This window comes from Halomonas sp. ABH4_019 (assembly GCF_056159885.1).
Genome location: NZ_JBSWWC010000001.1, coordinates 228,851 through 242,427, shown reverse-complemented (window position 1 = coordinate 242,427; position 13,577 = coordinate 228,851). Strand labels below are relative to the sequence as shown.

General features: G+C 68.3%; 11 protein-coding genes. 3 read left to right on the top strand and 8 right to left on the bottom strand.

Translation table 11 applies throughout. From position 1 onward, the window contains the following. The first annotated feature begins 134 nt into the window (after nt 1-134). Nucleotides 135-1,301: an ADP-forming succinate--CoA ligase subunit beta gene (sucC, locus tag ACXAFN_RS01085; RefSeq protein WP_474985434.1), complete on the top strand. Its 1,167-nt coding sequence runs from the start codon at nt 135-137 to the stop codon at nt 1,299-1,301. Continuing rightward, complete coding sequence (gene sucD, locus ACXAFN_RS01080; RefSeq protein WP_474985433.1) at nt 1,301-2,173, top strand: succinate--CoA ligase subunit alpha; 873 nt, start codon at nt 1,301-1,303, stop codon at nt 2,171-2,173. Before sucC ends, sucD begins: the two co-directional genes overlap by 1 nt. A gap of 83 nt (nt 2,174-2,256) precedes the next feature. Here sucD and siaD read toward each other — a convergent pair whose 3' ends face one another. From siaD to ACXAFN_RS01040, 8 genes are all read right to left on the bottom strand, one after another. Beyond that, nucleotides 2,257-3,048, bottom strand: coding sequence for a biofilm regulation diguanylate cyclase SiaD (siaD, locus tag ACXAFN_RS01075; protein ID WP_474985431.1), 792 nt, complete (start codon nt 3,046-3,048; stop codon nt 2,257-2,259). After that, on the bottom strand, nt 3,045-3,434 hold the full coding sequence (gene siaC, locus ACXAFN_RS01070) for a biofilm regulation phosphoprotein SiaC (RefSeq protein ID WP_474985429.1): 390 nt from the start codon (nt 3,432-3,434) through the stop codon (nt 3,045-3,047). The genes siaD and siaC overlap by 4 nt, the downstream gene beginning before the upstream one ends. Nucleotides 3,435-3,446: 12 nt before the next feature. Then, complete coding sequence (gene siaB, locus ACXAFN_RS01065) at nt 3,447-4,046, bottom strand: biofilm regulation protein kinase SiaB (protein ID WP_474985427.1); 600 nt, start codon at nt 4,044-4,046, stop codon at nt 3,447-3,449. After that, entirely contained in the window at nt 3,980-6,025 is a 2,046-nt protein-coding gene (gene siaA, locus ACXAFN_RS01060) for a biofilm regulation protein phosphatase SiaA (protein ID WP_474985426.1), read from the bottom strand. Before siaA ends, siaB begins: the two co-directional genes overlap by 67 nt. A 166-nt stretch (nt 6,026-6,191) precedes the next feature. After that, on the bottom strand, nt 6,192-8,057 hold the full coding sequence (locus ACXAFN_RS01055; protein WP_474985425.1) for a cellulose binding domain-containing protein: 1,866 nt from the start codon (nt 8,055-8,057) through the stop codon (nt 6,192-6,194). 336 nt (nt 8,058-8,393) lie between these two features. Then, on the bottom strand, nt 8,394-9,380 hold the full coding sequence (locus ACXAFN_RS01050) for a lysylphosphatidylglycerol synthase transmembrane domain-containing protein (RefSeq protein WP_474985424.1): 987 nt from the start codon (nt 9,378-9,380) through the stop codon (nt 8,394-8,396). Further along, nucleotides 9,373-10,491, bottom strand: coding sequence for a glycosyltransferase (locus ACXAFN_RS01045; RefSeq protein ID WP_474985423.1), 1,119 nt, complete (start codon nt 10,489-10,491; stop codon nt 9,373-9,375). Before ACXAFN_RS01045 ends, ACXAFN_RS01050 begins: the two co-directional genes overlap by 8 nt. A 178-nt stretch (nt 10,492-10,669) precedes the next feature. Then, nucleotides 10,670-12,610, bottom strand: coding sequence for an exoribonuclease II (locus ACXAFN_RS01040; protein WP_474985421.1), 1,941 nt, complete (start codon nt 12,608-12,610; stop codon nt 10,670-10,672). A gap of 225 nt (nt 12,611-12,835) precedes the next feature. On the opposite strand from ACXAFN_RS01040, the gene ACXAFN_RS01035 reads away from it, so the two are divergent. Continuing rightward, the gene (locus tag ACXAFN_RS01035; RefSeq protein WP_474985419.1) at nt 12,836-13,570 is read left to right on the top strand and encodes a GntR family transcriptional regulator; all 735 of its coding nucleotides are present in this window, start codon (nt 12,836-12,838) and stop codon (nt 13,568-13,570) included. Nucleotides 13,571-13,577 lie beyond the last annotated feature (7 nt).

Genomic DNA, 13,577 nt, shown 5'->3' with positions numbered 1-13,577 from the left:
AACAAGAGCGCCGCCCGCGGGCGGCGCGTCCCCTTCGGCGACGCATCGGAGGGGAACGGTGGTAGCCGCCGCCCGAGGCACCCGCCAGCGCAGCGGCTACCGTTCGAGTCACATGCAACCAATGGCATGAATCGATGAACCTTCACGAGTATCAGAGCAAACAGCTGTTTGCCGACTATGGTCTGCCCGTTTCCAAGGGCTTCGCCGTCGACACCCCCGAGGAAGCGGCGGAAGCCTGCAAGAAGATCGGCGGCGAGATGTGGGTCGTCAAGGCCCAGGTCCACGCCGGTGGCCGGGGCAAGGCCGGCGGCGTCAAGCTGATCAAGAGCCCGGAGGAGGCCAAGGCCTTCGCCGAGCAGTGGCTGGGCAAGAACCTGGTGACCTTCCAGACCGACGAGCACGGTCAGCCGGTCGCCAAGATCCTGGTCGAGAACTGCACCGATATCGCCAACGAGCTCTATCTCGGCGCCGTGGTCGATCGCGCCACCCGTCGCGTGGTCTTCATGGCCTCCACCGAGGGCGGCGTCGAGATCGAGAAGGTCGCCGAGGAGACCCCCGAGAAGATCCTCAAGGCCGAGATCGATCCGCTGGTCGGCGCCCAGCCGTACCAGGCCCGTGAGCTGGCCTTCCAGCTGGGTCTCGAGGGCGCGCAGGTCAAGCAGTTCACCAAGATCTTCCTGGGCCTGTCCAAGCTGTTCCACGACAAGGACCTGGCGCTGCTCGAGATCAACCCGCTGGTGATCACCGACGAGGGCAACCTCCACTGCCTGGACGCCAAGATCAACCTGGACGGCAACGCCCTGTATCGCCACCCGGACCTGCAGGCCATGCGCGACCCCTCCCAGGAGGATCCGCGCGAGGCCGAGGCCGCGGCCTGGGACCTCAACTACGTGGCCCTGGACGGCAACATCGGCTGCATGGTCAACGGCGCCGGCCTGGCGATGGGCACCATGGACATCGTCAACCTCAACGGCGGCAGCCCGGCCAACTTCCTGGACGTCGGCGGCGGCGCCACCAAGGAGCGCGTGGCCGAGGCCTTCAAGATCATCCTCTCCGATGACAACGTCAAGGCCGTGCTGGTCAACATCTTCGGCGGCATCGTGCGCTGCGACATGATCGCCGAGGGCATCATCGGGGCCGTCGAACAGGTCGGCGTCAACGTGCCGGTCGTGGTGCGTCTCGAGGGTAACAACGCCGAGCTGGGTGCCGAGAAGCTGGCCTCCAGCGGTCTGAACATCATCGCTGCCAAGAGCCTCACCGACGCGGCTCAGCAGGTCGTCAAGGCAGCGGAGGGCAAGTAATGAGCATCCTGATCGACAAGAACACCAAGGTCATCTGCCAGGGCTTCACCGGCGGCCAGGGGACCTTCCATTCCGAGCAGGCGATCGCCTACGGCACCCAGATGGTCGGCGGCGTGACCCCGGGCAAGGGCGGCCAGGAGCACCTGGGCCTGCCGGTGTTCAACACCGTCAAGGAAGCGGTCGAGCAGACCGGCGCCGAGGCCAGCGTGATCTACGTGCCGGCCCCGTTCTGCAAGGACTCCATCCTCGAGGCCGCCAACGCCGGCATCAAGCTGATCGTGTGCATCACCGAGGGCATCCCGACCCTCGACATGCTCGACGTCAAGGTCAAGTGCGATGAGCTGGGCGTGCGCCTGATCGGTCCGAACTGCCCCGGCGTGATCACCCCGGGCGAGTGCAAGATCGGCATCATGCCGGGCCACATCCACCAGCCGGGCAGGGTCGGCATCGTGTCGCGTTCCGGCACCCTGACCTACGAGGCGGTCAAGCAGACCACCGATCACGGCTTCGGCCAGTCCACCTGCGTGGGCATCGGCGGCGACCCGATCCCGGGCTCCACCTTCATCGATATCCTCGAGAAGTTCGAGCAGGATCCGAAGACCGAGGCCATCGTGATGATCGGTGAGATCGGCGGCACCGCCGAGGAAGAGGCGGCCGCCTACATCAAGGAGCACGTCTCCAAGCCGGTCGTATCCTACATCGCCGGCGTCACCGCGCCTCCCGGCAAGCGCATGGGCCACGCCGGCGCCATCATCGCCGGCGGCAAGGGCACCGCGGACGAGAAGTTCGGCGCCCTCGAGGCGGCGGGCGTCAAGACCGTGCGCTCCCTGGCCGAGATCGGCGATGCCCTGAAGGAAGCCACCGGCTGGTAAGCCGCTGCGCCCTTCGGGACGAGACGCGAAAAGGGCACCCTGCGGGGTGCCCTTTTTCTTGCCAGGCGTCTCGCTGAGGCGACTCAGATGGCGCGGCGGGTACGATCGCGGCCCTCGCGCTTGGCGGCCAGCAGGGCCTGGTCGGCGCGGTGGATGGTGTCGCGATAGTCCTCACCGGGCCGGTATTCGGCGATGCCGATGCTGGCGGTGACCGTGATCGCTTCTTGTTCCGAGCCCGTGCCTGTCGCCAGATGTCGTTCCCGCAGGCGCTCGCCGAGCCGGTCGACCAGGCCTTCCGCCTGGTCGAGTCGGGTTCCCGGCAGGATCAGCAGGAACTCCTCGCCTCCCCAGCGCCCGCAAATATCGTCCTCTCTCAATGCGCTGGTCAGCGTCCGGGCCAGGCCGACCAGTACCCGGTCGCCGGCGGCGTGGCCGTGGCGGTCGTTGATGGCCTTGAAGTGATCCAGGTCGATCATCGCCAGGCTGAAGGGGCGGCCGGTCCCGTCGGCGAGCTCCTCGAGATGCTGGTGCAGGCGGCGCCGGTTGGCCAGGCCGGTCAGGGGGTCCTGGCTGGAGACATCCTCGAGGGCCTGGTTGCGTTCGTGCAACAGCTCCTGGAAGCGATCGGCGATGCGCGAGATCTTGCGCTGGCGGCGCCGCTGGTGCTCCAGCTGATGTCGGGCGTCGTGCAGGTCGTGCTGGGCGTTCTGCTGGAAGCCATCGGCGATGCTGATCAGTCGTTCGAGTCGCCCCTGCTGCTCCAGGTGGTGGTGGTAGAGCCGCTCCAGGGCGTCATGCAGCGGATGGTCGCGGTGGGCCGGGCTCGCCAGCAGGGCACTCACCTCGTCGAGCAGTGCCCGATCTCGGTACGTCACACCTTCACCTCGAGAGGCAGGATGGCGAAGGGGTAGTGGCAATCTTCCTTGAATTCCTCGGCCAGTTCGGCGATGCGCTCGTTGCGCGGGTCGTAGCGCCACTCGACGCCGACCTCGCGACCGTCCTGGTAGGCGTCCTCGAGCAGGTCGAAGATGTCCATCATGGCCTTGACCGAGCTGGTATTGAGATAGACCAGCTCCAGGATCAGTGTCAGGGGGCGCGCTTCCTGCTTCAGGAAGGCCTCGACCCAGTCGATGACCTGACTGAACAGTTCGTAGGAGTTTTCCGGATAGGAGTCGCCCTGCATGGCGAGACGGCCGGCCTGCCAGTCGCTCTGGATAGCGGGGGTGGACGGGCTGCCGGGAAGGTTCAGATCGTGACTCATGGCGATGACCGTTCAGATAGTGGCTGTCAGGCTAAAGAAACTTCGATGGGATGACAACGGCTGGAGAGAGGCCTGGAGCGGTCGCGACGACTTGCGAGCCATGTCGATCAGCCCCAGGCCGGCGCCGCTGGTGGCAGCCTCGTCGCGAGGGCGGCGCAGCTGCTGCTTGTAGGCGCGCTTGAGCTCGGCGGCGTCCAGCTCGGCGAGGCCCTCCACGGCGTCGACCAGCCGCCGGCCGTCGGCCGTCTCGACCAGGTTCCCGGCCGACACCAGGTAATGGCCGTCGTCGTCCCGGGCCACGGCAATGGTCGCGGTGGCTTCTTCCTCGCCGTAGTCCTGCAGGCGGGCATAATGACGGATGTTCTGGGTCATCTCGATGTAGACCGCGAACACGTCCATCGCCGAGGAGGGCGCGGCGGACTGGCTGTTGAGATAGTTGCGCAGGGCATGGCCGATCTCCTCGATCAGGCTGCGCGAGATCGGGCCGTTGAACGCTGCTGCAGGTAGGTGTCGCGCAGGGTCAGCAGATCCATGGCGTCTCCGGGTCAGGTGGACGAGGGGCGGCCGGCCGACGTGGCCTCGGCCGCGGGCGTGGTGTCGAAACGAAAGCACAGCAGGGTGATGTCGTCGCGCTGAGGGAGCTCGCCTCGGTAGGCGTCCAGTTCGGCCTCGAAGGCGGCGATCTGGGTGTCCAGCGGCGCGTCGGCATGGCGTTGCAGCATGGCCTCGAAGCGACGGTTGCCGAAGCCGAAGCCGTGCTCCCCGCCGGCCTGGTCGAGGAAGCCGTCGCTGCACAGCGAGTAGGTCCAGCCCCGGCGCAGCGGCAGGCGGCGGTTCTCGTAGGTCATGGCGCGTTTCTGGCCCAGGGCCCGCTTGCCGCCGGGGTGCACCTCCAGGTCTGCTCCGTCGCTGGCGTAGAGCGACATCTTGGCCCCAGCGAAGGTCAGGACGTCGGCGCCGTGGGCGACCCACACCAGGCCGACGTCCATGTTGGTGGCGATCGAGGCGGGCAGGCTCTCCCGCTGCAGGGTGGCCCGGTTCTGGCGGTCGGTCTCGTTGAGGATGGCCGCCGGATCGTGCGCCCCCACCTGCAGGATGGCGTTGTCGATGATGGCCCGGGCCAGCATGGTCATCAGCGATCCGGGCACCCCGTGGCCGGCACAGTCGATGACGCCCATCAGGTAGCCTGCCTCGGTGGCGCGGAAGACATAGAAGTCGCCGCCCACCTGGTCCCGGGGCCGCCACAGCACCGCCTGGTGCCCGGCCAGGTGGGTCTCGAGCTGTCGGCTGGGCAGGATGGCGCGCTGGATGATGCTGGCGTATTCCAGGGAGGCGTCGATCTGGCGCCGGGCGGTCACCATCTCGGCGTTGGTGGTCTCGAGGTCGCGGGTGCGGCGACGCACCTGTTCCTCCAGCTCCTGGGTGTGGCGCTCCACCTGGCCGGCCATGTGAGAGAAGGCACGGGACAACTCGCCGATCTCGTCGTCGCGCTCGGTGGGCAGGTGGCTGGCGTAGTCGCCGGCGGCGATGGCCCTGGCCGAGTGCTGCAGGCGGCGTATGGGGCCGAGGATCAGCCGCTCGGTACCATAGGCGAAACCGAGCATCAGCACCCCCAGCACCAGCGTCAGGGCGCCGATCAGCGACCAGAACCAGCGGCCCTCGAATACCGGGGCGCTCGCCAGGTCCAGCGCCGAGACGAACAGCCACTGCAGCTCGGGGATATAGCCGACCGACAGCAGGCGCGGCTGCCCCTCGAGGGTGGCCTCCAGGCTGTGGACCTCGCCGGGCCGGCGCCTTGCCTCGAGCATGGCGTCCTCCAGGCGCCGACGCTGGTCAGGCGCGTCGAGCAGCGCCTGGAGGCGGGGCGTGTTGCCGGCGAGCCGCGACTGGGCTCCCGAGTTGAAGGCCAGTCGCTCGCGGTCCGGGTGGGCCTGGATGGCCCCGCGGGCGTCGACGATCATCGGCGTCAGGCCGGGGGCGTTGTCGCGCAGGAAGTCGTCCAGGAAGCGGCCCAGGTCGAGGCCGCCACCGGCCATGCCCAGCCGGCGGTCGCCGTCCCGGACCTTGACGTTGATCCACACCTTGGCCAGGCCCAGCTTGTCATCGACGTTGACATTGATGTTGTAGGTGGCGCTGCTCTCCATGCTCGCGAAGTACCAGGCGTCCTCCGGGTCGTCCGGGGACAGCCGGTAGCGGGGCTGGCGGCTCGGCGACGAGGCGGCGTCGTTGTAGTAGTAGTCGCCGCTGGCGTCGTCGACCACGAAGTAGGCGTCACCGGAGTACTGCTCGCGAAAGCCCTCGGCCTCGCGGAAGAAGCGGTCGCGGGCGTCGGCATCGTCCGGGGCGGCCAGCCACTCCCGGGTGACCACCGAGTCGGCGAAACGCCGGGCCAGGGCGAGCTCCCGCGAGACCGGGGCGAGGATCTTCTGCATGTGCAGCAGGGTGTACTGCTCGGCGTAGCGGGAAGCGAAATGGCGGCGCACGTCGTCGATGGCCTGCCAGCCGATCACCAGGGCCGGGATCAGGGCCAGCAGACAGGCCAGCAATAGCGTCAGCGCGGACTGCCCGCGGAGTCCCCAGCGTTGGGCCATGGACGAATTTCCCCTGCGTCATTCCGGTGGCGTCAACCGGAAATGTCGGTTCTGTAATGATTTGTGACCACTATGCCACATCCCAAAGACCAAGAAACCCGTCATCGCGGCAGGGGAATTATCACAAAGGCGCCTTCAGGGGGCCGCGGGCCCCGGAACAGGAGGGCTAGATGACCGGCTCGTCCGGCGGCGCATTGCCCAGTCCGAGCACCTGGACGTCGAGGGCTCGGCCGTCGGCCTGGGCCGTCATGTCGGCAGGCGGGTCGCCATCCCCATAGGCCTTGAAGCTGAAGCGCCAGGCCTCGCCCGGCGCCAGGGTGTTGGCGTTGTTGTCCTGCACCCGATAGCCGCCGTCGGCTTCGCCGACGATGCCGTTCCACAGGGTATCGAGATCGGCGGGCAGGCCGAAGCCAAGCTCGGGGTCGACGATGTCGTCATTGGAGACGTTCTCGACGAAGATCTCGGCCACGTAGCCCGAGGACCACTGGCTGGTAACGTTGCCGGTCACCAGCAGTTCGGCGTCGTCCTCCAGGATGGCGGGCTGGATGCCGTCGCCGTCGAGGATCTCGCCGGGCTCGGGCGTGTCGATGGGCTCGCCGCGGAACAGGTTGCCCGACGCTATGTGCAGGGTGGTGCCATCGCCGAAGACCGCGAACTCCATGTCGGTCAGGGTATCCTCGCTGCCCTTGCCGGTGATGATCACGCCGTCGTCGGACATCGCGATCTCGTGATCGTCGATGCTGCCGGTGTAGCGCGCGGTGTCGACGCCCTCGCCGCCGTCCAGCCGATCGTCGCCGTCGTACCAGTCGTCGCCGGGACCGCCCTGGAGCAGGTCGTCGCCGCTGCCGCCCGATAGCCGATCATGGCCCAGGCCGCCGTTCAGGTAGACGCCGTCGTCCGAGCCCTGCACCTCGTCCGACCGCCGGGTGCCGATCAGGTAGTCGAAGACCACCTCGTTGGCCTCGGGGTCGGTGGGGGCACCGAAGCTCTCGCCGTGCTCGTTGACGTACAGCGCCGGCGACAGCTCGTCTGCCTCGGGATCGCGAATCGACTGCAGCACATGGACGCTGTTGTCGTGATCCCGGCCGCCGTGGAAGTTGACGTCGCGGTCGGTGGACGCGATCTCGACCTCGTTGCCGACCGAGGAGCGCCAGGAGGCGAACACCAGGCCGTGACGCATGCCGCTGTCCTCGAGCCCGGTGAACACGCCGTCATAGCTCTCGTGCAGCTCGAAGGCGTAGCCGTTGCCGCCGCTGCCCTTGTTGACGGCACCATGGGCCTCGAGATCCTCGGCTCTGGTATCCACTGCTCGAGAGAAACGAAAGGCGGTGGAGGGGCCATCCAGTACCTGGATATCGTCGAACCGAGCGTTCATCGTGCCCTCGAGATGCACGGCATGATAGTCGCTCAAGTCATCCCGGACGTTCTCGAAGCGTGACGGGTCGGCCTCGCCCAGCTCGAAGTTCAGGCTGAAGCCTTTCAGGGTGACATCATCGACGCTCGCCAGGCGTTCCACCTGGGTGTCTACAGCGGCGAAGTCGAAGCGCACCTCGCGGTCCAGCGTGATCGTATCCCCGTCTATGCCGGTGACCTTGGCCATGCTGGTTCGCAGCTCGGCATGTTCCACCTTGCGCCATGAACTGTCGCCGATGTCATCGAAGAAGGCGTCATCGTTGTCCTGCCACAGGCGGAGGGTATCGCCCACGGATAAGTCGGGATTGTCCTCCAGCGTCAGCCGGCGATCGCCGCTGTCGGCATCCGACGACAGGGTGCCGATGTCGGTGTTCTCGCTGCCGTCCAGGTGAATCGCCTGGTCGTTATCCCGCGACAGGGCCTCATCGGTGAAAATCAGGCGCGTCTCGCCGGATCCCGCCCCTATCAGGGAGATGTCGGAACATTCGATGGTGATCGAGTCGTCGAAGCGAAAATCACCGGCGGAAAGCTGCAAGGTCGTGCCCGATTCGGCATCCCGTATCAGACTCTCGAGCTCCTCGGCGGAGGTCGAAGTGTCTACCTCGATAGTTGAACTCATGAATAGGTTCCTTGTGTCTACGGTGCGCAGCATTGACTGACGTCAATGTACTCCTTGTGAGGGGAATTGCCGTAAAAAATTAATGTGTATTTGTCGTCATATGGAGACGATATTGAGAGAGGCTGTAGCTCAGTATCCATCGTCATATCGTGCATTGATATGATGGAAATGCGCGACCAGTGTTGTATATAGAGGTAGGGGCGTCAATGCGAGAAGGTGAAGAGGCCTTGCGGAAGAAGGTGCCATATTCGCTGCGCTATTTTGGCCATCAAGGGTGTCGATGACATCGCCAATAATATGCTGCGTTCGGTTGATGTCAGGCGCCGATAGGTCCGATCAGCGTCCCAACAGGTGGCGGCATGGCCATCCCGTGGCGAAGAACATGGCCAGGAACACCGGGGCGCCGGCCAGCAGATACCAGTGGAAGGTGACGAAGCGCCAGACCACCACGGCGGCCCCGGCGGTGGCCTGGCCGACCAGGGGCAGCAGCAGCATGCCGGTGCCGAGCTCCGCGGCGCCGGCGCCGCCGGGCAGCAGGCTCAACTGGCCGGCCGCCATCGACAGCATCTGCACCAGGAAGGCCCAGCTCCAGGCCACGTCGGCGCCGAGGCCGGTGAGGGCCAGATAGAGCAGGCTGTAGCGCACCAGCCAGTGGCCGGCGCAGCAAGCCATGATCAGCGCCAGGGTCGGGCGGGGCAGGGCCAGGGTGGCGACCAGGGCCCGGCGAAAGCGCAGCAGTATTCGGGCCAGCCTGGGGCGCTTCTTCATCGGATGGCCGCGGCGCAACAGCGTCGGCAGGCGGACCATCAGCAGTGCGATGCCGACCAGCAGCAGCGCCAGGAGACCGATGGCGGCCACCAATAGACCCAGATGGCGCCAGGCCACCGCCGTGGCGAGTGACACCAGCACTATTCCGCTGAGAGCCAGCAGGAAGAACAGCAGGTCGCAGCACTGATCAATCATGAACACCGCCGAGGCCTTCGCCGGCCGCAGGCCGCGACGGGCCAGCAGTATCAGCAGCGTGGCCGGCCCGCCGCTGCCGCCAGGCGTGGCGCAGATGGCGAACTCGGTGGCCATCACCAGCCCCAGGGCGCCGCCCTGGCCGAGCCTGCCGGCGCGGCCCGCCAGCAGCAGTCGCAGGCGCAGAGCATTGAGGTTCCAGCACAGCCCCACCAGGGCCAGCATCGCCAGCAGCCGGGAGAGCGGGAAATCGGCCAGCGCCGCCAGGGAGGCCCGCCCGCCGATCAGCATCGGCAGCGCCGAGGCCAGCACCAGGGCCAGCGCCAACCAGGTCCAGCGGTGGCGATGCAGGCGCTCAACCATGGCCGGAGAGGCGCGCGGTCGCGGGGCGAGGGGCCAGGGTGGCGTAATACGCCAGCAGGTCGTCGATCACCCGGTCCCAGTGGAAACGACGCTCCACGTGGCGACGGGCGTGGCGGCCGCTGGCCGCCACGTCGTTGTCGAACAGCGCTTGCACGGCCTCGGCCATGGCGGCGGCATTGCGTGGCTGGCACAGCAGGCCGCCGCCCAGCGGCACATTCTCGACCAGTGCCCCGGCCCGGGCGGCGACCACCGGCAGGCCGCAGGCCATGGCCTCCAGCGCCACCAGGCCGAAGGTCTCGCGGGTGCCGGCGTGGAGCAGGGCATCGGCGCTGGCCAGCGCCCGGGCCACCTCGCGGCGGTCGCAGTAGCGGGACACTGCCGTGACGTTGTCGGGCACCCGGGTCGGCATGCCCGGCCCCATCAGCAGCAGGTGGTAGGGGCGGCCGAGTCGCTGCAGGGTGCGCAGCAGCACGTCGACGTGCTTCTCCCGGGAATGGCGCCCGGCGAAGACCAGCAGCCGGGTATCCGCCGGCAGGCCCAGCGAGGCCCGCCAGGCCGGATCGGCGCGGTCGGGGTGGAAGGTCGCCAGGTCGACGCCCAGCGGCTGGAGGCGCACGTCGTCGACGCCCCAGTCGGCGAGCCGCTCGGCCATGGCGCGGCAGGGAGCCAGCACGCCGTCGAAGCGACCATAGAGGTCGGCGACATAGCGCTGCAGGCGCCGACGCACCGCGCCGCCGAAGCGGTCGCCCATCAGTCGCGGCAGGTCGGAGTGGTAGAAGCCCACCACCGGCACGCCGAGCCGCTGCCCGGCCTCCAGCGCCGCCCAGGCGGTGACATAGGGGTCGCCGGCCTCGATCAGGTCGGGTGACAGGGCCAGCAGCTGGTCGCGCCAGGGGCCGCGGCGAATCGGGAAACGATAGCCCTGGCCCAGCGGCAGGCGACGCGCGGGCAGGGTATAGCAGTCGTCGAGGCCGTCGCGCTCGGCCCCGGGGACCACCAGGCTCGCGCGCAGGCCGGAGTGCTCGGCGACGCGACGGCGCTTGGCCTGGAGGTAGGTGCGCACGCCGCCGCTCGAGGGGGCGTGGAACATGGTGATGTCGGCGATATGCAAAGGGTCCCTCCCGCGCGGGCCGATGGTTCAGCTATCAGGCTACGCGGGCTTTGCGACAGTTCGACGACATGGCGTCGATGAACCGTGTTCGCGCTCGCCGGGGGCCGCCACGCCCGAAACGCGAAACGGCGGCCCGAGGGCCGCCGTTTCAGTGGCGAGACGTCGCGCTTGGGGGCGCTTAGTCGGCCGGGCGGCCGACCAGCGAGCGGGTCTCCTCGCGGGCCTCGGTCAGCGCCACGCGGATCACGTCGCCGAGCTTGAAGCGCTCGACGCCCTCGACCTGGATGCGGCCTTCCTTGTCGTCGATCGCCACCTTGTCGCGGTCGCTGTGCATCAGCGGGGCCGGCACGAAGGCGGTGGCGCCGTTGGCGGTCAGGCGCACGCGCATGCCGCCGCGGTTGATGGCGATGACCTCGGCCTCGAAGCTCTCGTTCGCCTCGGCGGCCGCGCCCAGGAAGCGCACGTAGAGCCAGTCCTTGACGTCGCGCTCGGCCAGGCGGTTGAGGCGGCGGCGTTCGGTGAGCTGCTCGGTGAGCGCCTGGCTGGCCTCGGCCGGGGCCTGCTCGCCCTTGAGCACGCGCTTGATCAGGCGGTGGTTGACCATGTCGCCGTACTTGCGGATCGGCGAGGTCCAGGTGGCGTAGGCGTCGAGCCCCAGGCCGAAGTGCGGGCCGGGCTGGGCGGACATGTTGGTGAAGCCCTGGAAGCGGCGCAGGCGGGCGTCCAGCCAGGCGTCGTCGCGGCCCTCGAGCTCGCGCTTGAGCTCCCTGTAGCGGGGCAGCTCGGTGAGCGCCTCGCGCTCCACCTGGATCTCCTGGCTGGCCAGGAACTCCTGGGCCGCCTCCGCCTTGTCGGCCTCGAAGGCACGGTGGACGTTGAAGATCCCGTGGCCCACGTGCTCGGCCAACAGATCGGCGCAGCAGGCATTGGCCGCGATCATCGATTCCTCGATCATGCGGTTGGCGATGCGTCGCTCCTCGGTGCGGATGTCCAGCACGTTGCCGGCGGCGTCGAGGTCGAAGACGTAATCCGGGCGGTCCTTGAATACCAGGGCGTGCTCGGCGCGCCAGGCGGCGCGGGCCTCGGTCAGCTCGCGCAGGGCCTTGAGCTGTTCGCCGACGGCTTCGGCCGGCGCCCACTCGCCCTGGCCCTCGAGCCAGTCCGAGACGTTGTCGTAGACGAGCTTGGCATGGGAACGGGCGTTGGCGGCGAAGAAGCGGTACGCGCCCAGGTTGCCGTCGGCCTCGATGTCCAGCGCGCAGGCCAGCACCGGGCGGTCGCGGTCTTCCCACAGCGAGCACAGGTCGTCGGCCAGGGTCTCGGGCAGCATGGTGACGTTCTGGCCCGGCAGGTAGACGGTGAAGGCGCGGGTGCGGGCCTCCAGGTCGGCGGCATGGCCTTCCTCGACGTAGGCGGTCGGGTCGGCGATGGCCACGGTCAGGGTCCAGCCGCCGCCCTCGCGGGCCACGATGCGCAGGGCGTCGTCCATGTCCCGGGTCTTCTCGCCGTCGATGGTGAAGAACGGCTCGGCGGTCAGGTCCTCGCGCTCGAGGCCCTCGTCGCGCAGCGGCCAGTCGTCGCCGGCGTCCGGGCATTCCTGCTCCAGGGCGTGGCGGGCCAGGGTCACCCGCCAGGGCACCGCCGGATCGTCGGTCTTGGCCACCAGCTCGTCGATCTGGGTGAAGAAGCCGCGGTCCTCGGGCTTGAGCGGATGGCGCACCAGGCGCACCACGACCCAGTCGCCGTCGCCCAGGCTCGCCTCGTCGAGGCTGCGCTTGACCCTCGCCTTGAGCGGCACATTCATCGACGGATGATCGGGGATCACCGCCAGGCGGCCGTCACGCTTCTTCACGCGGGCGATGAAGCGTTGCATGCCGCTCTCGATCAGGGTGTCGGGCTCCACGGACTTCTTCTCGCCCTCCTCGTGGAGGACGGCCTCGACCCGGTCGCCATGGAGCACCTGCTTCATGGCGGGGGGCGGCACGAAGTAGGACTCGCCGTCGTCGGTCTCGAGGAAACCGAAGCCGCGGTCGGTGGCCTTGATGACTCCCTCGACGCGGGGCGTGTTGTCGCGGATCTGTTGCTTGAGCTGAGCAAGCACCGAGTTGTTCTGCAGCATGGGTCACGATCGATTGGCGGGATAGGAGGGCCACTATACGGATTCCGCCAGCCCGCGCCAATCGGGCAAGCGGCCGATCGCGCACCGGCCCGCGCCGACCCTGTCAGCGGGGCGCCGAGGCGCCCTCGCGGCGGGACTCGAACCAAGGTCTAAGACAATTGGTATTTGATTGGTATCAATGGTGGTCTACATTGGTACTATCACGATGCCTGGATGAGACCGCCCATGGACCCCCGTCTGCAACAGCTTCATCTCGATACCTCGCTGCCGACTCCGCTCTATCACCAGCTGGCCGGCGGCCTCGAGCGTGCCATCGAGGCCGGCGCCTGGCTGGCCGGCGAGGCGCTGCCCTCCGAGCGGGCCCTGGCCGAGGCGCTGGACGTCTCGCGGATTACCGCCCGCAAGGCGCTGGACCGGCTGGCCGAGCTGGGCCTGATCCGCCGCACCCGCGGCTCCGGTACCTTCATCACCCCGCGCCTCAACCAGCCGCTGACCCGACTGGTGAGCTTCACCGAGATGCTCACCCAGCGCGGCTTCACGCCGAATTCGCGCTGGCTGTCGCGCACCCTGGCCGCACCCACCGCCGAGGAGAGCCTGCGCCTGGGGCTCGCCGGCGACGCTCGGGTCGCCCGGCTCAAGCGCCTGCGCCTGGCCGACGGGGTGGTGATGGCGGTGGAGGAGAGCTGCCTGCCCTCGGCGATCCTCGCCGACCCCGAGGCGGTGGAGAGCTCGCTCTACGCCACCCTGGACGCGGCGGGCAGACCGATCGCCCGGGCCCTGCAGCATGTCAGCGCGGTCAACGCCGACGCCGAGCTGGCCCGGCAGGCCGAGGTGCCCGAGGGCCAGGCGCTGCTCGAGGTGACGCGCCTGGGCTATCTCGCCGACGGCACCCCGGCGGAGCTGACCGTCACCTACTGCCGCACCGACTACTACGACTTCGTGGTCGAACTCACCCGCTGACAGGAAG